Origin of the sequence: Bordetella genomosp. 11 (assembly GCF_002261215.1) — a bacterium.
GTDB lineage: Bacteria > Pseudomonadota > Gammaproteobacteria > Burkholderiales > Burkholderiaceae_B > Bordetella_C.
Genome location: NZ_NEVS01000004.1, coordinates 3,118,960 through 3,144,067 on the forward strand (window position 1 = coordinate 3,118,960; position 25,108 = coordinate 3,144,067).

Annotated in this window: 21 protein-coding genes; 7 read left to right on the forward strand and 14 right to left on the reverse strand. The window is 64.5% G+C overall.

Going from position 1 to position 25,108, the window contains the following annotated elements:
• Window positions 1-64 precede the first annotated feature (64 nt).
• Entirely contained in the window at window positions 65-1,525 is a 1,461-nt protein-coding gene (locus tag CAL28_RS21690; RefSeq protein WP_094843261.1) for a sensor histidine kinase, read from the reverse strand.
• A gap of 161 nt (window positions 1,526-1,686) precedes the next feature.
• Between CAL28_RS21690 and CAL28_RS21695 the strand changes: the two genes are divergently transcribed.
• From CAL28_RS21695 to CAL28_RS21710, 4 genes are all read left to right on the forward strand, one after another.
• Window positions 1,687-2,313 (forward strand): cytochrome b/b6 domain-containing protein, encoded by a 627-nt coding sequence (locus CAL28_RS21695; protein ID WP_094843262.1) that lies wholly within the window; start codon window positions 1,687-1,689, stop codon window positions 2,311-2,313.
• Between the two features lie 10 nt (window positions 2,314-2,323).
• Window positions 2,324-3,112: a molybdopterin-dependent oxidoreductase gene (locus tag CAL28_RS21700; protein WP_094843263.1), complete on the forward strand. Its 789-nt coding sequence runs from the start codon at window positions 2,324-2,326 to the stop codon at window positions 3,110-3,112.
• A 67-nt stretch (window positions 3,113-3,179) separates the two neighbouring features.
• Window positions 3,180-3,479: a hypothetical protein gene (locus CAL28_RS21705; protein WP_094843264.1), complete on the forward strand. Its 300-nt coding sequence runs from the start codon at window positions 3,180-3,182 to the stop codon at window positions 3,477-3,479.
• A 211-nt stretch (window positions 3,480-3,690) separates the two neighbouring features.
• Window positions 3,691-5,835, forward strand: a complete 2,145-nt coding sequence (locus CAL28_RS21710) for a TonB-dependent siderophore receptor (protein ID WP_094843265.1) — start codon at window positions 3,691-3,693, stop codon at window positions 5,833-5,835.
• Window positions 5,836-5,891: 56 nt separating this feature from the next.
• On the opposite strand, the gene CAL28_RS21715 is transcribed toward CAL28_RS21710, so the two are convergent.
• From CAL28_RS21715 to CAL28_RS21730, 4 genes are all read right to left on the reverse strand, one after another.
• Complete coding sequence (locus tag CAL28_RS21715; protein ID WP_094843266.1) at window positions 5,892-6,992, reverse strand: ornithine cyclodeaminase family protein; 1,101 nt, start codon at window positions 6,990-6,992, stop codon at window positions 5,892-5,894.
• 55 nt (window positions 6,993-7,047) lie between these two features.
• Window positions 7,048-8,031, reverse strand: coding sequence for a Bug family tripartite tricarboxylate transporter substrate binding protein (locus tag CAL28_RS21720; RefSeq protein ID WP_094843267.1), 984 nt, complete (start codon window positions 8,029-8,031; stop codon window positions 7,048-7,050).
• A 351-nt stretch (window positions 8,032-8,382) separates the two neighbouring features.
• Window positions 8,383-10,008, reverse strand: coding sequence for a glucan biosynthesis protein (locus tag CAL28_RS21725; RefSeq protein WP_094843268.1), 1,626 nt, complete (start codon window positions 10,006-10,008; stop codon window positions 8,383-8,385).
• A gap of 265 nt (window positions 10,009-10,273) precedes the next feature.
• Complete coding sequence (locus CAL28_RS21730) at window positions 10,274-10,849, reverse strand: hypothetical protein (protein ID WP_141218225.1); 576 nt, start codon at window positions 10,847-10,849, stop codon at window positions 10,274-10,276.
• A gap of 222 nt (window positions 10,850-11,071) precedes the next feature.
• Between CAL28_RS21730 and CAL28_RS21735 the strand changes: the two genes are divergently transcribed.
• On the forward strand, window positions 11,072-11,734 hold the full coding sequence (locus CAL28_RS21735) for a PIN domain-containing protein (RefSeq protein WP_094844781.1): 663 nt from the start codon (window positions 11,072-11,074) through the stop codon (window positions 11,732-11,734).
• A 130-nt stretch (window positions 11,735-11,864) separates the two neighbouring features.
• Here the strand turns inward: CAL28_RS21735 and CAL28_RS21740 are convergent, their stop codons facing one another.
• From CAL28_RS21740 to rpsO, 4 genes are all read right to left on the reverse strand, one after another.
• Window positions 11,865-13,082: a threonine ammonia-lyase gene (locus CAL28_RS21740; RefSeq protein WP_094843270.1), complete on the reverse strand. Its 1,218-nt coding sequence runs from the start codon at window positions 13,080-13,082 to the stop codon at window positions 11,865-11,867.
• 47 nt (window positions 13,083-13,129) lie between these two features.
• A complete protein-coding gene (locus CAL28_RS21745; protein ID WP_094843271.1) occupies window positions 13,130-13,861 on the reverse strand; it encodes a hypothetical protein in 732 nt (243 codons plus the stop codon).
• Window positions 13,862-14,095: 234 nt separating this feature from the next.
• Complete coding sequence (gene pnp, locus CAL28_RS21750; RefSeq protein ID WP_094843272.1) at window positions 14,096-16,267, reverse strand: polyribonucleotide nucleotidyltransferase; 2,172 nt, start codon at window positions 16,265-16,267, stop codon at window positions 14,096-14,098.
• An 89-nt stretch (window positions 16,268-16,356) separates the two neighbouring features.
• Window positions 16,357-16,626, reverse strand: coding sequence for a 30S ribosomal protein S15 (gene rpsO / locus CAL28_RS21755; RefSeq protein WP_066639299.1), 270 nt, complete (start codon window positions 16,624-16,626; stop codon window positions 16,357-16,359).
• A gap of 215 nt (window positions 16,627-16,841) precedes the next feature.
• Here rpsO and CAL28_RS21760 point away from each other — a divergent pair, with 215 nt between their 5' ends.
• Window positions 16,842-17,378, forward strand: a complete 537-nt coding sequence (locus tag CAL28_RS21760) for a hypothetical protein (protein ID WP_094843273.1) — start codon at window positions 16,842-16,844, stop codon at window positions 17,376-17,378.
• 25 nt (window positions 17,379-17,403) lie between these two features.
• Here CAL28_RS21760 and pssA read toward each other — a convergent pair whose 3' ends face one another.
• From pssA to CAL28_RS21785, 5 genes are all read right to left on the reverse strand, one after another.
• Window positions 17,404-18,186, reverse strand: a complete 783-nt coding sequence (gene pssA / locus CAL28_RS21765) for a CDP-diacylglycerol--serine O-phosphatidyltransferase (protein WP_094843274.1) — start codon at window positions 18,184-18,186, stop codon at window positions 17,404-17,406.
• On the reverse strand, window positions 18,179-18,850 hold the full coding sequence (locus tag CAL28_RS21770; protein WP_094843275.1) for a phosphatidylserine decarboxylase: 672 nt from the start codon (window positions 18,848-18,850) through the stop codon (window positions 18,179-18,181). Before CAL28_RS21770 ends, pssA begins: the two co-directional genes overlap by 8 nt.
• Window positions 18,851-19,011: 161 nt before the next feature.
• A complete protein-coding gene (gene ilvC, locus CAL28_RS21775; protein WP_066639314.1) occupies window positions 19,012-20,028 on the reverse strand; it encodes a ketol-acid reductoisomerase in 1,017 nt (338 codons plus the stop codon).
• 68 nt (window positions 20,029-20,096) lie between these two features.
• The gene (gene ilvN / locus CAL28_RS21780) at window positions 20,097-20,588 is read right to left on the reverse strand and encodes an acetolactate synthase small subunit (RefSeq protein WP_066655404.1); all 492 of its coding nucleotides are present in this window, start codon (window positions 20,586-20,588) and stop codon (window positions 20,097-20,099) included.
• Between the two features lie 9 nt (window positions 20,589-20,597).
• Complete coding sequence (locus CAL28_RS21785; RefSeq protein WP_094843276.1) at window positions 20,598-22,361, reverse strand: acetolactate synthase 3 catalytic subunit; 1,764 nt, start codon at window positions 22,359-22,361, stop codon at window positions 20,598-20,600.
• 517 nt (window positions 22,362-22,878) lie between these two features.
• On the opposite strand from CAL28_RS21785, the gene CAL28_RS21790 reads away from it, so the two are divergent.
• Window positions 22,879-25,095, forward strand: a complete 2,217-nt coding sequence (locus tag CAL28_RS21790; protein WP_094843277.1) for an FUSC family protein — start codon at window positions 22,879-22,881, stop codon at window positions 25,093-25,095.
• Window positions 25,096-25,108: the final 13 nt, after the last annotated feature.

Sequence of the window (25,108 nt, forward strand, 5' to 3'; positions counted from 1 at the left end):
GTTCACCCGGGCCGGCGCCGTGGAGTCATGGCCGACACGAATTCCCCCGGATGATGCGGGGCATTCAGGCGATGGGAATGTGGAAGCGGAACGTCGTCCCGCGCACGCTACCGATCAGTTGGATGGTACCGCCTTGCAGCTGCAGCAGCCGCTGCACGACGATCAGGCCCAGTCCGCCGCTTTCCCCGCCGGGCCGACGCAGGGCGCAGGCATGGACGAACAGATTGTCGCGCAGGGCCGCCGGAATTCCCGGCCCATCGTCGGCCACCTCCACGGCGACCCTGCCGCCGGCAACGCTCAACTTGAGCCGGACATGCGTGCCTTCCGGCGTATGCCGCATGGCATTGTCCAGCAAATTGGTCAGCACCCGTTCGATCATGCCCAGATCCGCGCGGATCAGGGGCAAGGACTGGGCGATATCCACATCGATGCGCTGGCGGCGCGCGTGCGCCGCCAGCTCGCACTTCTGCACGACGTCCTGCACCAGGTCCGGCAATGCAAACACCGCCAGATCGGGATGGACCAGGCCAGACTCCAGGCGCGCCAGACCGAAAAGTTCCTGCGCCAGGTGGCCCACCTTGCGGCTCTGGTCCAGGGCGATATCCAGATAGCGCCTGCGTTGCGGCGCGTCCAGGACTGCGTCCTTCAGGCGCAGCGTCTCCAGATAACCGTGCAGCGATGTCAGCGGGGTGCGCAGGTCATGCGAGAGGTTCGCGATCAGGTCGCGCCGCTGCTGGTCCTGCCGCGACAACTCGCCCCACTGTTCGACGATGCGTCGACCGAGCTGGCCGAACGCATCTCGCAATACGGCGATCTCGTCGACGGGAGTCCGCCCGGCCCCCGGCTCGCCCAATGCAGCGGCATGCTCGCCATTGGCGTCGAAGCCGCGGACGACGTCGGTCAGCGCCCGCAGGGGGCGCGTGATCGAGCGGAAGGCGATCAGCCCCATGGCGAGCGCCAGCAATGCGATGAAGCCCAGGATCCAGAGCGAGAGCCTCAGCATGCGGTCGCCCGCCCGCGCATCGGCCACCGCGTCGTGATTCTCCCCCTGGAGAACGACATACACATATCCCGCGTTCGCGCCGTCGACCTGTACGCGCGCCGCGCTGAAGACTTTCCTGCCGTAAAGGCTGCGCGGGTCGTCGCCCAGGATGGGCAGCCGTTCGCCCGCAAGATAGTGGGCGACGGGCGCCAGGTCGACACGTCCGCGCTTCAAATGCCCGGCCGGCGCGGCATCGCCGACGATACGCCCGCTGTTGTCCAGCAGATAGAGCTCCACCGACGGATTGACCGCCATGAGCTGATCGAAAAGCGTGCGCGCCGCCTGGGGACGCCAGCCGTTGCTGTCCATGAGCTGGGCCGTCCCGGCAATATGCCCGGCCAGGCCGAAGGAAACACGTTGCACGACTTCCTGCTCGTGACGCGCGCTGGTGCCGATCTGCAACCAGGCGGATACGGCACTGCAAGCCAGCAACGACACGGCGAAGACCAGCGACAGCCTCTGTGTAAGGGTGAGGCGTTTCATGCCAGCGTCCCGGAAGCAATGGAATGGAAAGGAAATACCGATGCCATTGTCGGCAATTCCGGCCCGCCCGGTTATCACATTTAATTTAAGAGACCGTGAGGACTTGGATATCGAGCCCATCGCACAATGGCGCAAATCAACCCGGCATGTCAGGAGAAGCCATGTCAAACCCAGCGAATCCCGCGGATCCGCCACGGACGGACAGACGAAGCGTGCAGCCGGGCTGGCTGCGCCTGACCCATTGGATCAACGTGCTGGCGGTCCTTGCGATGGTAATGAGCGGATGGCGCGTCTATAACGCCTCGCCGCTGTTCGATTTCCGGTTTCCCAATGGCTTGACGCTGGGCGGCTGGCTGGGCGGCGCCTTGCAATGGCACTTCGCCGCCATGTGGCTGCTGGTGGGCAACGGACTGGTCTACCTGGCGGTGAACCTGGCCAGCGGCCGCCTGGCACGGCGCTTTTTCCCGCTTACCCCGCGCGGCATCGTGCATGACGCCGTCGCCGCGCTGCGGGGCAAGCTCTCGCACGCGGACCTCCGCCAATACAACCATGTCCAGAAGGCGGCGTATCTGTTCGTCATCGCCGACCTGGCGGTGCTCGTGCTGTCCGGGCTGTCCATCTGGAAGCCGGTGCAGTTCAGCGTCCTGGTTGCGCTGATGGGCGGGTACGACACCGGTCGCGTGGTGCACTTCAGCGCGATGGCGCTGCTGCTGGCCTTCGTCATCGTGCACGTCGTCATGGTGGCCCTGGTGCCGCGCACGCTGCGCACCATGATCATCGGACGCTAGGAAGATCCCCATGATATTCAAACGTGGCAACAACAAGGCGATCGACGGCGAACTCGCACTGAAGGAAGCGCGCGGCATCCTGGCGCGGCGGGTAGACGAGCCGGCACGGCGTGCGTTCCTGACGCGGACACTGTCACTGGGCGGACTGGCCATGCTTACGGGCTGCTCGCTGGACGACAACGAAAGTGTCGGCAAGGCCTTGACGGCTGTATCGCGATGGAACGACCGCGTGCAGGACGCGATATTCCGGCCCGCATCGATGGCGCAGACGTATCCGGAATCCATGATCACCCGGCCGTTCCCCTTCAATGCCTTCTACGACGTGGACCAGGCGCCTACCGTCGCCGAAGAAACCTACCGGCTGGAAGTGACCGGCATGGTGGCCGACAAGCGGTCCTGGAAACTGGAGGAGCTGCGCCAGATGGCGCAGTCGGACCAGATCACGCGGCATATCTGCGTGGAAGGCTGGAGCGCCATCGGCCGCTGGGGCGGCGTGAAGTTTTCCGACTTCCTGCATCGCGTCGGCGCGGACACGACGGCGAAGTACGTCGGATTCAAGTGCGCCGACGATTACTACACCAGTATCGATATGCCTACCGCGCTGCACCCGCAGACCATCCTGGCGCTGACTTACGACGGCAAGACGCTGCCCCGCGAGTACGGCTTTCCGATGAAGCTGCGCGTGCCGACCAAGCTTGGCTACAAGAACCCCAAGCATATCCAGGCGATCTTCGTCACCAACTCGTACCCGGGCGGCTACTGGGAAGACCAGGGCTACAACTGGTTCGGTGGCAGCTGATTTTCTCAACCGCGCGGGTTTTTCCGCGCATTCTCGACCCTATCGATCCACCTGAAGGAGTACCGTTATGAAGAAGATTTCCGCTGCCGTCCTGTCGGTTTGCATGGCCTTTGCCGCCGGCTCCGCCTTCGCCGCCGATGCGATGAAACACGACGCGATGGGCAAGAGCGATGCCATGAGCAAAGGCGACGCCATGGGCAAGGGCGACGCCATGAGCAAGGGCGACGCCATGGGCAAAAGCGATGCCATGGGCAAGCATGACGCCATGGGCAAGGGCGACGCCATGGGCAAGCATGACGCCATGGGCAAGGGCGATGCCATGGGCAAGCACGACGCCATGGGCAAAGGCGACGCGATGAAGAAGTAAGGGTCCCTACCGGCAAAAAGGCGGCGAATGCCGCCTTTTTTCATTGGGCCGGCCGAAACGTCGGGCTGGCCCCCAAGGGAATCGTGTGGGTTCTCCCGGACTAAGGCTGGGCCGCGGATGCCATCCGTCCCTTGCACCTTTTGCACACTGACGTTACTATTAATGCGAATCGTTATCATTTTTGTATCTAATCGGCTCGCATCCTGGCCCCATGGCATCCTCCCCCTCCCGGCTTTTCCTCGTCGGCCTGGTCGCGCTCGCGCCGGCAAACACACTGGCCCAAAACGTACCCGCTACTCCATCCCCATCGAACCCTGCCCAGGCGGCGCCTGCCGCGCATGCCGGAACGGCCCAACTGCCGACCGTGCATGTCGTGAGCGACGGCGAGGCCGACGCCCCGTTCAATCCCGTCACGCCGCCCCAGGTCAACAAGTCTTCCGTGCCGCTGTCGGAAACCCCGATGTCGATCACGGTGGTGCCGCGGTCGGTGCTGGACAGCGAGCAGGCGCAAACGCTGGCGGATGCCTTGCACAATGTACCGGGCGTGGTGGCCAACCAATTCGGCCGTCGAGGCTGGGACGACCTGATCATTCGTGGCCAGGTCGCCTCCGATTCGCTGTTCCTGGACGGATTGCGCACATCGGCCACCAGTCGCGTGGCCGAACAGTTGTACGGCCTGGAGCAGGTCGAGGTGCTGAAAGGGCCGGCCTCCCTGCTTTACGGACTGGTCCTGCCGGGCGGCCTGGTCAATATGGTCAGCAAGCGGCCGCAACCGGAGGCCTTCGCCAATGCGGACGTGACCGTCGGCAGCCACGACATGTACCAGGGCGCGATCGACATGGGTACGCCGCTTTCGGACAACGGTAAAGCCGCGTTCCGCCTGAATGCCCTGACGGAGAACTCGCACGATGCAACCGATTACGTGTGGTTCAAGAACCGATGGATCGCGCCGTCCCTGTCGCTGGACCTCGGGTCGCGCACCGACTTCACGATACTGACCAGCTACCAGGAACGCCGCTACGTGCGCCAGCAGGGCCTGCCGCTGGCCGGGTCCGTGCTGCCCAACCCCAACGGCAGCATCCCGCGCGACCGCTTCATCGGCGAGCCGGGCCAGGACCCATACCGTGCCTTCGAAACCCGCGTGGGATACGCGCTGACCCACCGCTTCGACAACGGCTGGACCGTGAATCAGAACCTTCGGTGGCAGGAGTATTCGGTAACCGGCCAGGTCGTGACCAACGGCACGCTGGCGCGGGATAACCGCACGCTGAGCCGCACCGCCACGGATCAAAGCTGGAGCGGCGACACGATCACCCTGGACACCAATGCCCAGAGGACGTTCGCCACCGCCTTCGGCAAGCATGAAGTCACATTCGGCACCGATTACCTGCGCACCCGCGAAACCGTGCAGAATTTCAATTGCAGGGTCGGCACGCTGGATGTCTACAACCCGACATACGGCAGCCCCATTGTCTGCCCCGCCACCCCGCGCACCGCCAGCGACAGCACGATACGGTCGCTGGGCTTCTATGTGCGCGACCAGGTACAACTGGGCGAACGCTGGCGGGTGCTGGCGGGCCTGCGCCGCGATGACGCATCCAGTTATGCCACCAATACGCTGGACGGCACCCGCACCGACAATCCGTCGAATGCCACGACAGGTTCGGCGGCGATCATGTACGAGCTGTGGCCCGGCGTACGGCCCTACGTTAGCTATGCCACCTCGTTCTTTCCGAACAGCGGTACGGACGTCGACGGCAATGCCTTCGATCCGGAAACCGGTCGCCAATGGGAAGCCGGCGTCAAGGTGGACCTGGACGACGGCGATACGAACCTGACCTTCGCCGTTTTCGACCTGCGCCGGCGCAACGTGCTGCAGGCCGACCCCGTCAACGATGGCTTCAGCATCGCCGTGGGCGAACAACGCTCCCGCGGCGCCGAATTCGGCATCGTGTCGGACCTGGGCAACGGCTTGAGCCTGTTGGGCGGCTATGCCTACACGGCGGCCGTGATCACCGATGACGGCGGCCAGTCACCGTCGACGCAGGGCGATCCACTGGACAACGTACCGCGCCACAGCTTTACCATGACCGCCCGCTACCGCCTGCATGGCGCCCTGCTGGGGTGGGAACTGAATGGCGGCGTGCGCGGCGAAAGCAGCCGCCACGCCTACGGCTACGAAATCCCGGGTTATACGGTGGCCGATGCCGGCATCGCCTATAACGCGGACCACTGGCGCGCCGCGCTGACCGTCAGGAACCTGTTCGACAAGCAGTACTTCGCCGGCGGGCTGCGCAACGCGGTCGCGCTGGGGGACGACCGTACGGTATTGCTGACACTGGGATACCGGTACTGAAGGGGCTTGCATGGCTCCGCAGCGACGCTGGCTGTTCGAGCGATCGCGCGCCGCCTCTAGTTCCGGATATCCTGGATAAACCACTCCAGCGGCAATTCGTGGCCAAGGCCCTGCGCCTTGGCCTTCCTGTACACCACCCCGCCTACCGATGAAAACTGCACGCCCCAGTTGCCCACCGTGTAGTAGAAGGTGATCTGGTCATCCCGCGTGCGGCCCGGTGCCTTGCCGGATATCACGTCGGTGTACACGGGCCAATCCTGGGTCGGCAGCCGGGCTTTCTTCGGCTTGGGCAGCCGCTGCTGTTCTTCTTCCGTTCCGGCCACGTAGGCGCCCGGGCTGCCGGATATTCCCTTGCGAAAGCGTTCGGTTTCGGGCATCGGCAGTTCTTCCCTGCCCTGCTGGACCGCGACGTCGAAGCGCTGCACGATGGAGGCATCGATCTCGCGCGGCGTCAGCACCACCACGTGCATGCCCGGTTCCAGCCAATCGGCCTGCAGCACCGGCGCCATGCTGTCCGTGCAGGTGGCGACGATGTCGGCACCCCGCACGGCATCGCGCGGCGTATCGACCGGCACGATTTCCACGCCGAAACGTTCGGCGCATTCCCGGGCGAAACGCTCGCGGTTTTCGCGGTTGCGGCTGAAGACGCGCACACGCGCGATCGCGCGCACGGCAAGGATGGCCTCCAGGAAGGTGCGGGCCATGCCGCCCGAGCCGATGATGCCCAATTCGCGGGAGTTCTCGCGCGACAGCAGCCGGGTCCCGATACCGGCGGCACCCCCCACGCGCATATGCTGCAGGTGACCGTCGTTGAGCAGTGCCAGCGGCTGGCCGTTGCCGGTACTGAACAGGAACACCAGCCCGCAGTAGGTGCCGGGTTCGATGCAGAATTTCTGCTCGCTGCCGCCCGCGCCCTCGTTGCGCGGCCAGACCAGGATGTCGGACTTCAGGCGCACGGCAAGGATACCGTCGCTGGTGCCGTCCACCGTTCCCCAGCGGTAGTAGCCGTCGTCGCGGTCGCAGGGCACATACATGTCGATGCGCGGACGGCCGATCGCCGCGCCGGTCAGCAGGCCGGCGAAGGCGCGTTCCTGTGCCTCGATGCACTCGCGCATGGTCAGCACTTTCTCGACGACTTCGTTATTGATCAAAAGCATGATTTCTCCAGGAACACCGGCCGGCACCACGAATTTCGCCCATGCCGACGTACAGCTACTGCGGTTGAATGCCGGACTTGCGTATGACGTCTCCCCAGCGCTGGCTTTCGCTGCGAATGAATTCCCTGAACTCCTCCGGCGTCGATCCCTTGGGTTCCGCGCCTTCGTCGACCAGCATTTTGTTCACGGCCGGCGCGTGCACGAACTTGACGATTTCCCGTTGCAGCTTGTCGATGACCGGCTTGGGCGTACCCTTGGGCGCCAGCACGCCGTACCAAACGCTGGACGCGTACCCCGGCACGGTTTCCGCGACGGTCGGCACATCGGGCAGCGCGGGGTTGCGCCGCGGCGTCGTCACCGCCACCGCGCGCAGCTGATGGTTTTTCACGAACGCCAGCCCGGCCGTCATATCGGCGAAGGTCATGGTCACCTCGCCTGTCATCACGGCCTGGATGGCCGGCGCCGTCCCCTTGTACGGGACGTGCAGCATATCGGCGCCGGAAAGCACCTTCAGCAACTGCGCCGACAGGTGCGCCGTGCCGCCCAGGCCGGAGGACGAGAAGGTCAACTTGCCAGGCTCCTTGCGCGCCAGATCCAACAGGTCTTTCACTGTGTGTATGGGCGAGTCGTTCTTGACCAGCAGGACGGCCGGGACGTCGGCGATCAGGCTGACGGGCTCCAGATCCTTCTGCGGGTCGTAGTTCAGTTTCTTTACCAGGTAGGGAGCGACGACCAGCGGGGATGGCGAATCGAGGATCAAGGTATAGCCATCCGGCGCGGCGGCGGTCAGCGACTGGGTGCCCACCACGCCGCCCGCGCCAGGACGGTTTTCCACCACGACGGACACGCCGAGTTCCTGGGTCAGGTTCCGCGCCACCATGCGCGCCATGATGTCCACCCCGCCTCCCGGCTCATAGGGCGAGATCATGCGTATCGGCCGGTTGGGATAGGACCCGCCGGACGCCGTATCCGCGTGCGCGACAGAGTATGGGGCCAGGGTCATAAGGGCGTAGAGGACCATGCGGCAAGGCAGCTTCATATCGTTGTCTCCGATCACCTTGGAATCGGCCGATGTCTCTGGGACCCGGCCATGTTTATTAGTATGCTACGGTATACCATCGTTGCCGCATCGACAATGATGCGTTATCCCGCATGACAGACCGCTTAAGCGGATGCCGCGCAGGCGGCGCGGGCAGAGGCGTGACCGTCCCTGGAGATTCCCCCTGGGCCGGGGCAGCGGCTTCAAGACCCTGGCGATTGCCTTTACCGGAATGCGGCGCCGCGTCTTCGGCGCCAGACGGCAAAACGCCCGGCAGTTGCCTGCCGGGCGTCCCTTCATCGGGCGATTCCGCCCCCGACTCGGTCGACCGTGTCCACGGCCCCTGGGCGGTCAGGTATACCGGCGCTTATCCGGCGGCGGCGGGAAATACTGATACAGCCAGGTCTCGCTAAGTACCTGCTTGTCGCTGATGCGCCGGATGAAGCCGCGCATTTCCACGGGGTCGGTACTGTCGCTGGTGGGATACCAATCGAACATCGCTCGAAAGCCCTCCACCTCGGGATGCAGCGCGAAGATCTGGAAGTCCTGGGTGCGGCCGTGCGAGACCGTGATCACGGATTCGATACGTTCGTTCTTGTCCATGCCGTGCAGCGGCCCGCCGACGAAATCGATGGCAAACCGGCGCGCCCACACAGTGGGATAGTGTTCACCCGGAGCCCACCCTTCGGTGAAGCCGCCCATGCCGGTGCGCGTTGCCAGCACGCGCGCCAGCGTAGGCTGCACGGGTGCCAGCGCCGCCCAGTGCAGCTTGTAGCCGTAATGCAGGGATTGCCCCGCCTTGACCGGTTCCTTCGGGTTCCAGAACGCGACGATGTTGTCCAGGGTCTCGCCGGTGGTGGGCAGCTCCATCAGGTTGATGGCCCCCTCTCCCCACGCCGTGGTGGGCTCCACCCATAGGCTGGGACGGCGGCTATACCAGTCCACGGTGTCCTGGTACGACCTGAAATCGTGGTCCGTTTGCAGCAGGCCGAAGCCGCGCGGATTGTTGTCCAGGTACACATTGAACTGGATGCGTTCGGGGTTGTTCAGCGGCCGGCAAATCCATTCCCCGTTGCCGCGCCACATGGACAGCCGATCCGAATCGTGGATCTTCGGATGTATCGTGTCGCACATGCGGCGTTCGTTGGTGCCGCAGCTGAACATGCTGGTCATGGGGGCGATGCCCAGTTGCTTGATGTCCTTGCGGGCGTTGACATGCGCGTCGATGTCCATGATGACGCGGTCAGACAGGCAATTGATGTCGAAGCGATAAGCCCCGGTGATACTGGGCGAATCCATCAGCGCATACAGCACGAAGCGCGTGCTGTCCCGCGCCGGAGTCTCGAACCAGAACTCGACGAAGTCGGGAAATTCCTCGGTCGTTCCGATGTAGGTATTCACCGCCACGCCTCGCGCCGACAACCCATACTGCCCGGTGTTGTCCACGGCGCGGAAATAGCTGGCGCCCAGGAAGGACACGATGTCGTACTTGTCGATATTCGGTTGCTTGAACACCTTCAGGCCGGAAAATCCCAGGTCGCCCTTGAGCTGCCCCACGTCCACGCCGCTGCTGTCGTAATTGAACAGCTCCGGCCGGAAATGCACCTCTTTGGCGATGCGGGTCTTCGGGTCGATGCTATGCATGCGGACCGGCGTGCGAAACCCCATGCCGACATGAAAGAACTGCACGTCCAGCTTGCCCTTGCGTCCCCATAGGGAATGCGCGGCATCGTACTGGATGGCATTGAACTGCTGCGGCGTCATGTTCGCCAGCGTGGGGGGCAGAACCTCGCGCGTGTCCACATACGGGCGCGTGGCCAGCGCCTTGGCGCGATCCTGCAGGCGTTCGAAGCTGAAGGGTTTGGCTTCGCCGTCGGCAATGTCCGCGAAAGCGGGCGAGGCAAGCAGGAAAGAGGCTGGCAAGCCCGTGCAGGCCGCCAAGGCCGTAGAGGCTTTGAGCAGTGATCGTCGGTGCATGGTACCTAGGGAAAACGGAGCCAAAGAAAGGGCGTGGCCGGAACCGCGCCACGCCCGTGCACCCACATTGAACCATAGCTTGGGGGACATCCGGGCGCGTAACCGCGCCTGCGCGGGGTCCCAGTGTCACCGCGTCACGAACCGACACGCCCGGAAAAGAAACGGCCGGCCGTCCCGATGGTTTTCGTGCCGGCTGGCGACGAAAGACCTGGCGGACCGCCGGCCGGGGCGCCTGATCGAGCGCGTCCCCTTTCCTTGCCGGGTCTCAGGCCAGCAGATAGCGGGCTGGACGTTCCGCCGACTGCGCTTGCATCGCGGGGTTGGCGTCCTGCTTGGGTGTACCGGCGATTTCGATGACGACGGACCGCGACCTGGCGAGGGCGGCATGTTTACTGCCATAGCCGACGCCCCTGGGGGTAAGGACGATGACGTCTTTGTCGATGCCCCGGAATACCAGGAAGTTTTTCACGGCTTCCGCGCGCGGTTTGGCGAATTCCTTGAAGAAAGGAAAGAAGCTCTTGATCTCGATTTCCCGGACATTCATGTCCTTGGCGGCGTTGACCACCTGGTCGAGCGCCTGGCGGACCCGGTCGTCCTGGAGCAACTCGTCCACCGGACCGTCGACTTTCTCGATGGTGAACTTCACGTTCGAAGCGTCGCGGCCCGGACGCGCCTGGACGACGGATTCGGCGCGTGCCGCCTGGTAGGCAAACAAGGTATCGATGGCGGGCGAGGTGGCGACCAACGGCCTGACCGCGCTGCCCTCGATGGCGACGCCGCCCGCGATCGTGCTGGAAGGGACGATGCCGGCAGGATGATTCGTTATGGCAGTTCCATACATGGTCATTTCTCCATAATTGTCGGTGGCAATGCGGCGATGGGTTTCCCGCATCGAGCCGCGGGTTCCGGCACGGACGAATCCGATGGCTGGCGCCAGCCGATATCGGACGCATTGACTGCACAAGGAAGAGCCTTCGCTTCGACGCCGGCGGTTTGGCGCTACGATAGCGGTCGTCGCCCCGCCGCTCTCCATCGCGCGAAGCCGCCGCCTGGCGGTATGTCCATGCCCTCTACCGTTCAAGTGCCTCCCTCCCCTCCCCTGGTCGTCCTGGATGCCTGCGTCCTGATGTCATCCATCCTGCGCCCGCTGCTGCTGCGCCTGGCGGCCGAAGGGGTGTTCGCACCGGTATGGAGCGCCCGCATCGGCGAAGAATGGATACGCAACGCGGCAAGACTATGGAAAGTCACCGTCGACGACGTCGCCGCATTATGGGAAGCCATGCAGCAGCAGTTTCCGGACGCCGACGCCGGCGACGTCCTCCCGTATGAAACGGGCCTGCGCTATAGCGACCCCAAGGATCACCACGTGATCGCCGCCGGGCTGGCGAAGCGCGCGCGTTGCGGCCTGCAGCAGCCGCCAACGGTCCTGGTGATGACCTGGAACCTGAAGGACTTCAACCGATCGGAAATGCGGCGCCTTGGCGTGGACGCCTTCAATCCCGACAGGCTGCTGTCGCAGTGGTGGGGGCAATCTCGCACGGCGATACGCATGGCACTACATAGCGTGGCCACCGACGCGGCCGCCCTGGGGCGCGAGGCGCAGCCGCTCACGACCACCCTGCATCGCGAACGGCTTTATCGGCTTCGCGCACTGGTGGCGCAGGACGAGGCCGAGGCAACGCGCGGCACGCCCGGACCCACCGCTTCGACGACGCACGCAGGCTGAACACCCGGAAGCGGCGTTCGTCGCGGGACGCTGACGCCGCGGCGCGCAGGCATGAAGCCAGACCGAGACAGCGGCGCGAAGGCCGGAAGCCCCAAGATCGTGGCACCCAGGCACATGGCCTGGAGCGGCGTCAATGATCGTGATTGCTGGCCGCGAAACCGGCCGCATTCAGGCGCTCGATGACTTCGGCGATGTGTTCGGGCCCACGCGTCTGCAGCACGAAATCGACTTCCACATTGCGTACCGGTAGCGCCGTGAAGGCCCTCTGGTGATGGACTTCCGTGATGTTGGCATGCGCATCGGCAATGATGGCGGTGGCCTGCGCCAGCGCGCCGGGCAGGTCGCGCAGATCCACGCGGATACGCGCCAGCCGGCCGGCGCGCACCATGCCGCGCTCGATAAGCTCGCCCAGCATCAGCGGGTCGATATTGCCTCCCGTCAGTACCAGCCCCACCCGCTTGCCCTGGAACCGCGTACTTTCCTGCTCCCGGTCGCGCAGCATGGCCGCCAGGCCTGCGGCGCCCGCGCCCTCGACCACGGTTTTCTCGATTTCGAGCAGTACCACGATGGCATGTTCGATATCGGCTTCGCTGACGAGTTCGATGCGGTCGACCAGGCGCCCCACGATCTCGCGCGTGAGTTCGCCGGGCGAGCGCACGGCAATGCCCTCCGCGATGGTGTATTGCCCATGCGGCAGGGTGACGCCCTGGGTGGCTTCATACATCGACGGAAAGCGCTCGGTCTGCACGCCGACGATCTCGATGTCCGGCTTGATCGCCTTGGCAGCCACCGCGATACCCGATATCAGCCCACCTCCGCCAATGGCGACGACCAGGGTATCGAGGTCCGGCTTGACCTGCAGCATTTCCAGCGCGATCGTCCCCTGCCCGGCGATGACATCGGCGTCGTCGTAGGGATGGATCATGACCAGGCCGCGCTCCTGCGCCAGCAGGTAGCCATGGGTCTTTGCGTCGTCGAAGGTGTCTCCGGCCAGGACGACCTGCGCGCCGAAGCGGCGGGTATTGGCCACCTTGACCGTGGGCGTGAAGCGCGGCATGACAATGACCGCGGGAATACCCATGCGCTGGGCATGATAGGCCACGCCCTGGGCGTGGTTGCCGGCCGACACCGCGATCACGCCGCTGGCGCGCTCGCGCGCATCTAAATTCAGCATGCGGTTCAGGGCGCCGCGTTCCTTGAAAGAGGCGGTGAACTGCAGATTCTCGAACTTCAGCCAGACTTCCGCGCCCAGTATGTCGGACAGCGTGCGCGAGTGCGAGAACGGCGTGTTCAGTACCTGGCCCTGTAACCGGCGATGCGCGGATTCGATTGCGGATAGATCGATCACGGAGGGCTCCTGGTAAATCCGATGGACCGGCTCACGGGCCGTGTGCGTCAGCGCACCGGCAAGAAATTGAAAAACATCAGCCCTTGCGCGTAATTGATGCCGACCCGGCGGCCGTTTTCGCCGAGCAGGTTGGCGATCAGGTCCAGTCTGCCGATGATCGCGCCGAACTCGCGCTCGAAGCTCAAATTGGTCACGCTGGGGCTGATTTCGTTGGCCAGCAGCAGCGGCTGGCCGGCGCTGTCGCGGCGGCTGGCCAGCAGCCACGCGGCAGCCTCGACGTTACGAGCGGCATTGTAGACGCGCTGGCTGTCCAGTACATCGGAGACATAGAAGCGCGTCTTGCCATTGTGCGCCGCGATGATGGTGTCGGCCAGGCCATAGATGAAAACGGCCACGCGGTCGCCCTGGAAACCCGGGTCCAGCGACACCGCCAGGATCTGGATGTCGCGCAGCCCGGCCAGCGAAGGGGGCGGGGTGCGGTTGTCTATCATCGTGCGCAATCGCGCCACCGCGGCGGCCTGGTTGGCCACGCCCGCCTTGCGCCACTCGCGGGGATTGCGGCGGTACAGCTTGTCGGCGAGCGCATACAGGCTGTTCAGGTTGTCGCGCATTTCCAGGGTGACGGTACGGTTGAAATCCGTCTGCATGACTTGGTCCGCGGACATGGATTCCGCGTCCGGCCTGCGCCCGTCGACGGATGGCGCTTGCGGGGACATGCAAGCCGCAAGCGTCATGCTCGCTCCGATTGCCGCCAAGGCCATGCGCCCGCGTCGCTTCATGCCATATGTGCCTGTATTCCCGATGCTGCCTGATGCGTCGCGCCGCCCCGATGGGCGTACGCCGCGCCTGCACTTTACCGCACCCGCGCGAAAAAGCGGGCAACCGGGCCCGTCCGGCGGGCCGGCGCACGGCCCGTCCCAAACGGAAAACGGCACCTCGCGGTGCCGTTTCCTTGACGATGCCGGTAGTCCGGCCCCAAGCCGCCAACGACGGCCTGGCGCTGACCCGACCGCTTACTGCTGCGGCTCGGATTGCGGAGCCGAAGCAGGCGCGGGCTCGCCCTGCTGGGGCTGCTGCTGCTGCTCGATGCCGCCGATCGCCTTGATGGACAGGCGCAGGCGGCCCTTGTCGTCGGCCTCGATGACCTTGACGCGGACGTTCTGGCCGACCTTCAACACATCGTTGATGTTGGCGATGCGGTAGTTGGCGATTTCCGAGATGTGGAGCAGGCCGTCGCGGCCCGGCAGCACCTGGACGATGGCGCCGAAATCCAGCAGGCGCAGCACGGTGCCTTCGTAGACCTGGCCGACTTCGACGTCGGCGGTCAGTTCCACGATGCGGCGCTGGGCTTCCTTGGCCTGGGCTTCGTCCACGCTGGCGATGACGATGGTGCCGTCATCCGAGATATCGATCTGCGTGCCGGTTTCCTCGGTCAGGGCGCGGATGGTGGCACCACCCTTGCCGATGACGTCGCGGATTTTTTCCGGATTGATCTTGATCGTCAGCATGCGCGGCGCGAAGGCGGAGAGTTCGCCGCGCGAGGCGCCGAGAGCCTCTTGCATCTTGTCCAGGATATGCAGGCGGCCTTCGCGGGCTTGCGCCAGCGCGACCTGCATGATTTCCTTGGTGATGCCCTGGATCTTGATGTCCATCTGCAGGGCGGTCACGCCCTGCTTGGTGCCGGCCACCTTGAAGTCCATATCGCCCAGGTGATCTTCGTCGCCCAGGATGTCCGTCAGCACGGCGAACTTGCCGTTTTCCAGGATCAGGCCCATGGCCACGCCAGCGACGTGATCCTTGACCGGTACACCGGCATCCATCATGGCCAGCGAACCGCCGCACACGGACGCCATGGACGACGAACCGTTGGATTCGGTGATTTCCGATACCAGGCGGATCGTGTACTGAAATTCTTCCGGCGCAGGAAGCAGCGAGCGCAGCGCGCGCTTGGCCAGGCGGCCATGGCCGATTTCGCGGCGTTTGGGCACGCCGATGCGGCCGGTTTCGCCGGTGGCGAAAGGCGGCATGTTGTAGTGCAGCATGAAGCGGTCGCGGTATTCGCCCATGAGCGCGTCGATGATCTGCTCGTCCTGCTTCGTGCCCAGCGTGGCAACAACCAGCGCCTGGGTTTCGCCGCGGGTGAACAGCGCGCTGCCGTGGGCGCGCGGCAACACGCCCAGGCGGACACTGATGGGACGCACGGTGCGCGTGTCGCGCCCGTCGATACGCGGTTCGCCATTCAGGATCTGGCCGCGCACGATGCGCGATTCCAGGTCGAACAGAATGTTGTCCACGGTGACCGAATCTGGAATGCCCTCGCCCGTTTCAGCGGCACGCGCGGCCAGCCGGGCCTGCACGTCGGCATAGACTTCGCGCAGCTTGGTGGTACGCAGCTGCTTTTCGCGGATCTGGTAAGCGGCGTTCAGGCCATCCTGGGCGGCGGCCGTCACCGCGGCGATCAGGGTTTCGTTCTTGGCTTCCGGCTTCCAGTCCCATTCCGGCTTGCCGGCATCGCGCACCAGCTCGTGAATGGCGTTGATGACGGCCTGCATCTGTTCGTGGCCGAACACCACGGAGCCCAGCATCACTTCTTCCGACAACTGGTCGGCTTCGGATTCGACCATCAGCACGGCGGTTTCGGTGCCCGCCACGACCAGGTCCAGCTTGGACTGCTTCAGTTGCGAAGCGGTGGGATTGAGCACGTACTGGCCGTCGACATAGCCGACCCGCGCGGCGCCGATCGGGCCGTTGAACGGAATGCCGGAAATCGCCAGCGCGGCCGAGGCGCCGATCATCGCGGCGATGTCGGGATCGATTTCAGGATTGACCGACAGCGTGTGCAGGACGACCTGCACTTCGTTGTAGAAGCCTTCCGGGAACAGCGGACGCAGCGGACGATCGATCAGGCGCGACGTCAGCGTTTCTTTTTCCGAAGGCTTGCCTTCGCGCTTGAAAAAGCCGCCCGGGATACGGCCGGCAGCGTAGGTCTTTTCGATGTAGTCGACCGTCAGCGGGAAGAAATCCTGTCCCGGCTTGGCCTTCTTGGCGGCCACGACGGTGGCCAGCACTACCGTGTCCTCGATGGACACCACGACGGCACCGGATGCCTGGCGGGCAATCTCTCCGGTCTCCAGCACGACCGTATGCTGGCCGTACTGGAACGTTTTTGTCACTTTATTGAACATGACGATTATTCCTTGCAAATGAAAAACCGTGGCCGCTGCGACAAGGTCGCACCGGCCACGGTTGCGTCATGGGGAACCGACCCCGTCGATCACTTGCGCAGACCGAGTTTTTCGATCAGAGCGCGATAAGCATCGGGGTTGCGACCCTTGAGGTAGTCGAGCAGTTTGCGGCGGCGGCTGACCATGCGCAGCAAACCGCGGCGCGAATGGTGATCCTTGATGTGTTCCTTGAAGTGACCGGTGAGCTCGTTGATGCGAGCGGTGAGCAGCGCCACTTGGACTTCGGGGGAGCCGGTATCGCCTTGAGCGCGCTGGAATTGCGCGACGATATCGGACTTCTTGATGTCAGCTACGGACATTTATTGACCTCTTCGGACATGCGCCAGGGCCGAGGTGCCATGGCGTGGGTTGGAAAAACAGTTGAAAAACGGAAATAGCCGTTGTTCGACAGCAAAAACCGACGGATTATAACTTATCGGTGAAAATTGTCAGGGCCCCGCCAGGCTGCCCCGGCATCCGGCCTGAGGCAGGCCGCGGGCCGGCACCAAGCCTGGCCGCACCCTCTGGAGGAGCCATGGCTGAGCAGACCCGCCCCCTATTCCATCGCCGTTGCGCGGCCGTGTTCGTGTCCGCGCTGCTGGCCACGCTGGCCGGCTGTGCCGACATGGCGGCGCGCACGCCGCCCGACACCCCGTTAAGCCAGGTCGTCGCGCAGTACGGCCGGCCCAACTTCACCTGCCCCCTGCCCGACGGCGGCCAACGGGTTATCTGGACCCAGCAGCCGCTGGGCCAGTATGCCTGGGGCGGCAACGTGGGTCCGGATGGCCGGATCGACCGGGTGGAACGCCTTTTGACGGACCAGCACTTCGCCCTGCTGTCCAGCGGAGACTGGCCGGCCAACCGCGTATTGTGCGAATTCGGCCCGCCTGCCATCGTCGATGAAGTCGGGCTGCCCAGCGTCCGCCAGGTGGTCTGGTCGTACCGCTACCGGGAGAACGATTCCTGGAATTCCTTGATGTACGTGTACATGGGCCGCAAGGGCGACCGCGTCACACGGCACCACCCCGGCCCGGACCCGATGTACGACCAGGATTGGGACTTCGCCCGCTGAACGGGCCCTGGCGCCCCGTGTGTTGCTACGGCTCCAACCCGCCGGCGCGGCCGCGGCTGCGCTGCAAGCGGCGCGCCCTGTTCCAGCGCCAGGCCAGGATGAACCAGCCCGATATGCCGTAGACCACGAAAAGGCCGAACAGGACCACCGGCGGATCGCTGGAAACGAAAACGAACGCGGCCACCACCAGCAGGATCACCCAGAAAGGTACGCTGCGCCCCAGGGCGAAGCTTTTCCCGCTGTAGAAAGGTGCGTTGGTGACCATGGCGATGCCGGCGTACATGGTGACGCAGAACGCCGTCCAGGCCATGAAGGCGTCATGAATGGGCAGCTTGTTGTCCACCGCCAGCCAGACGTAGCCGGCCACCAGGGCGGCGGCCGACGGGCTGGGCAGGCCCTGGAAGAAGCGCTTGTCGACCACCCCGATATTGGTGTTGAAGCGCGCCAGGCGCAAAGCCGCGCCGGCCACGTATACGAAGGCGGCCAGCCAGCCCCAGCGGCCGAGTTCGTTGAGCATCCATTCGTACATGACCAGGGCCGGCGCGACGCCGAAGGAAGTCATGTCCGACAGGGAATCGTATTGCTCGCCGAACGCCGATTGGGTGTTGGTCAGGCGGGCCACCCGCCCGTCCATGCCGTCCAGCACCATGGCCGTGAAGATCGCGATCGCGGCGGCCTCGAACTGGTTGTTCATAGCCTGCACCACGGCATAGAAACCGGCGAACAGCGCCGCCGTGGTGAACGCATTGGGCAGCAGGTAAATGCTGCGGTGGCGGTTCTCGGGATCGCGCATCGACAGTTTAGGCATGGCTCGCATCGTCGGTTGCAGGCAGGTCCGCCAGCACGGAGCTGGTCGCACTGACTTTGTCTCCCAGCGCGACCCGGGGCCGGGCGGCGGGCGGAAGGTAGACATCCACGCGAGACCCGAAACGAATGAATCCGTAGCGTTGGCCGCGCGTCAGTGTGTCGTTCTTCCTGGCATAGCAAAGAATGCGCTTGGCCACCAGGCCCGCCACCTGCACGGCCGTGACGACGTGGCCGCCGGGGGTGCGCAGCACCATGGCGTTGCGCTCGTTTTCCAGCGAGGCCTTGTCCAGCGCCGCGTTGAAGAACTTGCCGGGGAAGTACTGGACGTCCATGACCTGGCCGTCGACCGGCGCGCGGTTGGAGTGGACGTTGAAGACATTCATGAACACGCTGATCTTCAGCGCGTCCCGGTCGGCATAGGGATCGCGCACCGTTTCGACGGCGACCACGCGGCCATCGGCCGGCGAAAGCACCGCGGCGGGCGAATCCGGCGCCATCCTGGGCGGATCGCGAAAAAACTGCAGCACGAACAGCGCGATGATCCAGAAGACGATCGACGCCATCGGCGACCAAAGCGTGACCAGTATCGCCACGATGACCGCACCGGCAAGGAACGGCCAGCCCTCTCGGGCGATGATGGGATGGGGATAAGGGGGTTTATTCATCGTAGGCGAAGGTTAACCGATATGACCCCGTTAGTGCCCGGGCGGGTCCGCCCGTCGCTGCGAGTATGCGACAAATTCGGCCGGGCCGCGAAAAGCAAAAGCGGCATGCAGGGGCATGCCGCTCGCGCAAGCCGCGTACCCGGCCGGGGCCGGGCGCGGGTTTAGTTCTTGGACTTGTCCACCAGCTTGTTGGCGGCGATCCAGGGCATCATCGCCCGCAGCTTGCTGCCGACCTGTTCGATCTGCGATTCCGCGTTGATGCGGCGACGCGACGTCAGCGTCGGGGCGCCGGCGGCGTTTTCCAGGATGAAGCGCTTGGCGTATTCGCCGTTCTGGATGTCGGCCAGCGCCTGGCGCATGGCTTCGCGGGTCTGCGCCGTGACGATCTTGGGCCCGGTCTCGTATTCGCCGAACTCGGCGTTGTTCGAGATCGAGTAATTCATGTTGGCGATACCGCCTTCATAAATCAGGTCGACGATCAGCTTCAGTTCGTGCAGGCACTCGAAGTACGCCATTTCGGGCGCATATCCGGCTTCCACCAGGGTATCGAAACCGGCCTTGATCAGTTCCACGGTACCGCCGCACAGCACGGCCTGCTCGCCGAACAGATCGGTTTCGGTTTCTTCGCGGAAGTTGGTTTCGATGATGCCCGCGCGGCCGCCACCGTTGGCGCTGGCATAGGACAGCGCGACGTCGCGCGCGGCGCCGGACTTGTCCTGGTACACGGCCACCAGGTGGGGCACGCCGCCGCCCTGGGTGTAGGTGGAACGCACGGTGTGGCCGGGCGCCTTGGGGGCCACCATGATGACGTCGATGTCTTCGCGCGGCACGACCTGGCCATAGTGCACATTGAAGCCATGGGCGAAAGCCAGCGCGGCGCCGGCCTTGATATTGGCGTGCACTTCGTCGCGGTAGACCTTAGCGATGTTCTCGTCGGGCAACAGCATCATGACGACGTCGGCGCCCTTGACGGCTTCGGCCACTTCCTGGACCTTCAGGCCGGCGTTGGCGGCCTTGTTCCACGAGGCGCCGCCCTTGCGCAGGCCGACCACGACCTTGACGCCGGACTCATGCAGGTTCAGCGCGTGCGCATGGCCCTGCGAGCCGTAACCGATGATGGCGACCGTGCGGCCCTTGATCAGGGAAAGATCGCAGTCTTTATCGTAGAAAACTTTCATTTGACGAGCTCCAGTATTCTTTCTTCAGTAAACAGATAAACAATCAATGATCGATCGGCCGGAGCCGGTCAAAGCTTGAGCACGCGTTCCCCGCGGCCGATGCCCGAAACCCCGGTACGAACGGTTTCGAGAATCGCGCTGCGATCCAGCGCCTCGATAAAGGCCGAGATCTTCTCCTGAACACCGGTCAGTTCGATGGTGTAGGACTTATCGGTCACGTCGATGATGCGCCCGCGGAAGATGTCCGCCATGCGCTTCATTTCCTCTCGCTCCTTGCCGACCGCGCGCACCTTCACCAGCATCAGCTCGCGCTCGATGTGCGCGCCTTCGGTCAGGTCCACCACCTTGACCACATCGACGAGGCGGTTCAGGTGCTTGGTGATCTGTTCGATGACCTCGTCGGATCCGGCGGTGACGATGGTCATGCGCGACAGCGTGGCGTCCTCGGTGGGGGCCACGGTCAGCGTTTCAATGTTGTAGCCGCGCGCGGAAAACAGGCCGACCACCCGCGACAGCGCGCCGGGTTCGTTTTCCAGCAAAACCGAAATCACGTGTTTCATGATGCCCCCTTACAGATCCTCTGAACCCAGCAGCATTTCGGTCAAGCCACGACCGGCCTTGACCATCGGCCACACGTTTTCGGTACGGTCCGTAATGAAGTCCAGGAACACCAGGCGGTCCTTGTGCTTCTTGAAGGCTTCACGCAACGCGGGTTCGACATCGGAGGGGCTTTCGATGCGCAGGCCGACATGGCCGTAGGCTTCGGCGACCTTGACGAAATCCGGCAGCGAATCCATGTACGACTCGGAATAGCGCGAGCCGTAATCGATCTGCTGCCATTGCCGCACCATGCCCAGGAAGCGATTGTTCAGGCAGATGATCTTGGGCGTCAGATGGTACTGGTGGCAGGTCGACAGTTCCTGGATGTTCATCTGGATCGACGCTTCGCCGGTAATGACGGCCACGTCCTCGCCCGGGTTGGCCATCTGCACGCCCATCGCGTACGGCAGGCCCACGCCCATGGTGCCCAGGCCGCCGGAATTGATCCAGCGGCGCGGCTGGCCGAAGCGGTAGTACTGCGCGGCCCACATCTGGTGCTGGCCCACGTCGGAGGTCACGAAAGCCTTGCCGCCGGTTACTTCCCACAGCTTTTCGACGACGAACTGCGGCTTGATGACGCTGGTGGAACCGGCGTACTTCAGGCATTCCTTGCCACGCCATTCCTGCACCTGCTGCCACCACTTTTCCAGCGAAGGCGGCTTGACGTCCGCCACGCGCAGCTGCGCCAGCATTTCGATCAGCACGTCCTTGACGTTGCCGACGATGGGCACGTCCACGCGCACGCGCTTGGAAATCGACGAAGGATCGATATCCACGTGGACGATCTTGCGCGGATTCTGCGCGAAATGCTTGGGATTGCCGATGACGCGGTCATCGAAGCGTGCCCCGATGGCCAGCAGCACGTCGCAGTGCTGCATGGCCATGTTGGCTTCGTAGGTGCCGTGCATGCCGGGCATGCCCAGGAAAGCCGGGTGATCGGCGGGCAGCGAGCCCAGGCCCATCAAGGTGTTGGTGCAGGGCGCGCCCAGCAGATCCACCACCGCGCGCAGCTCGGCCGCGGCGTCCGACAGGATGACGCCGCCGCCGGTGTAGATCATGGGACGTTCGGCCGCCAGCAGCATCTGCACGGCTTTCTTGATCTGGCCCTGGTGTCCCTTGTTGACCGGCGCGTACGAGCGCATCGTGATCTCGCCCTTGGGCGGCACGTACTTGCACGGGGCCAGCGTAATGTCCTTGGGGATGTCCACCAGCACGGGGCCGGGACGGCCGGTGCGCGCGATGTAGAAGGCGCGCCGCATGGTGTCGGCCAGGTCCTTGACATCGCGCACCAGGAAGTTGTGCTTGACGCAGGGACGGGTGATACCGACGGTGTCGCACTCCTGGAAAGCGTCCTCGCCGATGGCCGCGGTGGGCACCTGGCCGCTGATGATGACCAGCGGGATGGAGTCCATATACGCGGTGGCGATGCCGGTCACGGCATTGGTGACGCCCGGGCCGCTGGTGACGATGCATACGCCCACCTTGTTGGACGAGCGCGAATAGGCATCCGCGGCATGCACGGCGGCCTGCTCGTGGCGCACCAGGATATGCTGGAATTTATCTTGCTTGAAGATTGCGTCGTAGATGTAAAGCACCGCGCCGCCAGGATAGCCAAAGACGTGTTCCACGCCCTCATCGGCCAGGCAGCGCACGACGATGTCGGCGCCATTGAGTTCCATGTTGTCGTTCCTTTCAGGGTTCCGGCCTTGCGTTCGGGAGTGCGGCGCCTGCATACCTTTGAAGTATCAGGCTGCGGGACCCGATACCGGCCCCGGCAACACAGCCCGGCGCTTCGCGATTCACGGAATCGCTCCACCCGGATGCCTTGCCGATCCGGCACGCGTCCATCCAGCACGCAGTGCATGCGCCCACATGGGCGCCGGAGATCGAAATGGAAGCCTCTGACTACGCGCTTGTGGCACGGCCAATGGCAGGGTACTGCTGGCGCTTCGAAACCGGTCGGTAGACCGGGAAACTGGCAAACCATCACCGCCGGTCCTGGATGACGGACCGCGGCAACCGGTGAATTTACCGTGTTTGCGGGTTATCTAGCAAATCGGACGCAGTTACGGAACCGGGCAGGTTCAACGCCAACGCCGTTCGCAGCCCGGCCCCGGCGGCCTTTCCCTATGGGCGCCCCCGGGGGCGGAGGCCCCGTTTTCGCCCCCGACCGGCGCCATGACGGCAAATAACCGGGGACTCTCTATACTTGGCGACTGTCCCGTCCCCATTCGTACCAAGCCGTCACCCATGGACTTGCGCATCGCGAATCTCCGCCGCTTCATCTACAGCCATTACTTTTTCGGGGGAGTTCGCCAGGGCGTGGGCATGTTGCTGCCCGTGCTCATCCTTGGCGTGCTGTTCGGGCAATACACGCTTGGCCTGGTCGCCACCTTCGGCGCCCAGTGCGTGGCCATCATCGACCAGCCGGGCGGCCCCCAGCAGCACCGCACCAACGAGATGCTGGGCGGCGCCGTCCTGGCCACGCTGACGGTGTGCATCACCGGCTTCGCCTCCAACGACCGGTTGGCGCTATGGCTGGTCGTCATCGCGCAGAGCTTTTTCTATTCCCTGTTCACCGTGTTCGGCAAACGCGGCGGGCTGATCGGCTTCGCCGGCCTGCTGGTGATGGCGCTGACCATGCACTCGCCCCTGCCGGCGGACCAGGTGCTGCTGCACGCCGCCGTCACCCTGGGCGGGGCGCTGTTCTACCTGGCCTTCAGCGTGGGCTTCAGCCGCCTGTTCTGGCTGCGCGAGGAACAGCAGGCGATGTCGGTGGCCCTGTTCGCCACCGCGGACTACGTCGCGGCGCGCGCCTCCTTCTATGACGAAAGCGAGGACCTGGAAGATTCCTACCGGGCGCTGATCCAGCGCCAGTCGGTCATGACGGAAAAGCACCAGGCGGCCCGCGACGTGGTGCTGCGCGCGCTGCCGCGCGGCAAGGGCTGGGGCGATTCCCGCCGCGTGATGATCTGGAATATGTTCGTCGACATGCTGCAACTGGTGGACACCCTCTTTGCCACGCACACGGATTATGCCGCCCTGCGCCGCGCGCTGACGGGCAATGACGTGCTGGTGTTCATGCGCGATGCGCTGCTGAAGATGTCGCTGAACCTGGACCGCATCGCGCTGGGCGTTTCCCATGGCGGCCCGGTCAAGCGCAGCATCAGCATCAAGGCCGAACTGCGCGCCATCGAATATGAACTCGACCAGCTCAAGCAACAGGGCCTGGGCGAACGGGAGCCGGAAATCCTGGCCCTGCTGATCCAGATCCAGCGGCGCCTGCGCAATGCGGCGCGGATCGTCGAGCGCCTGGCCGATCACACCCTGAACCGCCCCGACGCCAAGCCCACGAGCGCCCTGCGCATCGACAAGTCGCTGACCCGCTTCATGACGCGGCAGGAATTCAGGCTGGGGATGATCACCAGCAACCTGCGCATGGATTCACCGAATTTCCGCTACGCGCTGCGCGTGGCCCTGGCCGCCGCCCTGGCCATGACCGTCAGCGAGCTATGGGTATCGGAGACCTTCTCGGCGCATAACTACTGGATCATGCTGACCATCGTCATCATCATGAAGCCGGGCTTCGCGCTGACACGGCAGCGCAATAGCTGGCGACTGACAGGCACGCTGATCGGCTGCGTCATGGCGCTGATCCTGCTGAACCTGACCAGCAGCCCGGAGATCCTGTTCGCCGCCCTGCTGGCCGCGTGCATCATGGGCAACAGCCTGGTGCAGCTGAACTACATGGCCAGCGCGATCTTCAACACCATCTTCGTGGTGCTGGTCTTCCATTTCGTATCGCCCGGCACCGTATCCATGAACGTGATCGGCGAGCGCGCGCTGGACACCCTGATCGGCTGCGCGCTCTCGCTGGCCTGCAGCTACGCCTTCCCGTGGTGGGAGGCGCGCTACCTGCCGCCGCTGGCGCGCGCGGCAATCAAGGCCAACCGCGAATATCTGCGTGCCGGGCTGCAATACGCCAGCGTCATGCGGGAAAAGCAGGCGCGCCGCGAGACCCCGGACCAGGCGCAAGGCCCCGTGCCCGAACCGCCCGCCACCCAGGCCGAGATCGACGCGGATTTGAACTGGCGACTGGCCCGCAAGAACGTGCATATCGCCTTCAGCAACTTCGCCGAGGCGTTCTATCGCATGATGAGCGAGCCGCAGTCGCGGCAGCAGTACGTGCCCGAACTGAACAACCTGCTTATCCAGAACCACGTCCTGGCGTCGCAAACCACGGCCGCGGTGCCCACGCTGGCCACGCTGAGCCAGGAGCCGCCGAAGTCGATCAAGGACACCCTGGAGGCCGTCACGGCCATGATCGACCCGGCCAACCCACCGGTGCCGCCCCTGCCCGAGCAGATCGACACGCAGGGCGAACTCGCTTCCCTGGCCTATCCCCTGAAACTGATGGTGCGGGCCGCCCAGATGATCCGCCAGGAAAGCACCGCACTAGAAGGTTGAAAGCGCGCAGCGC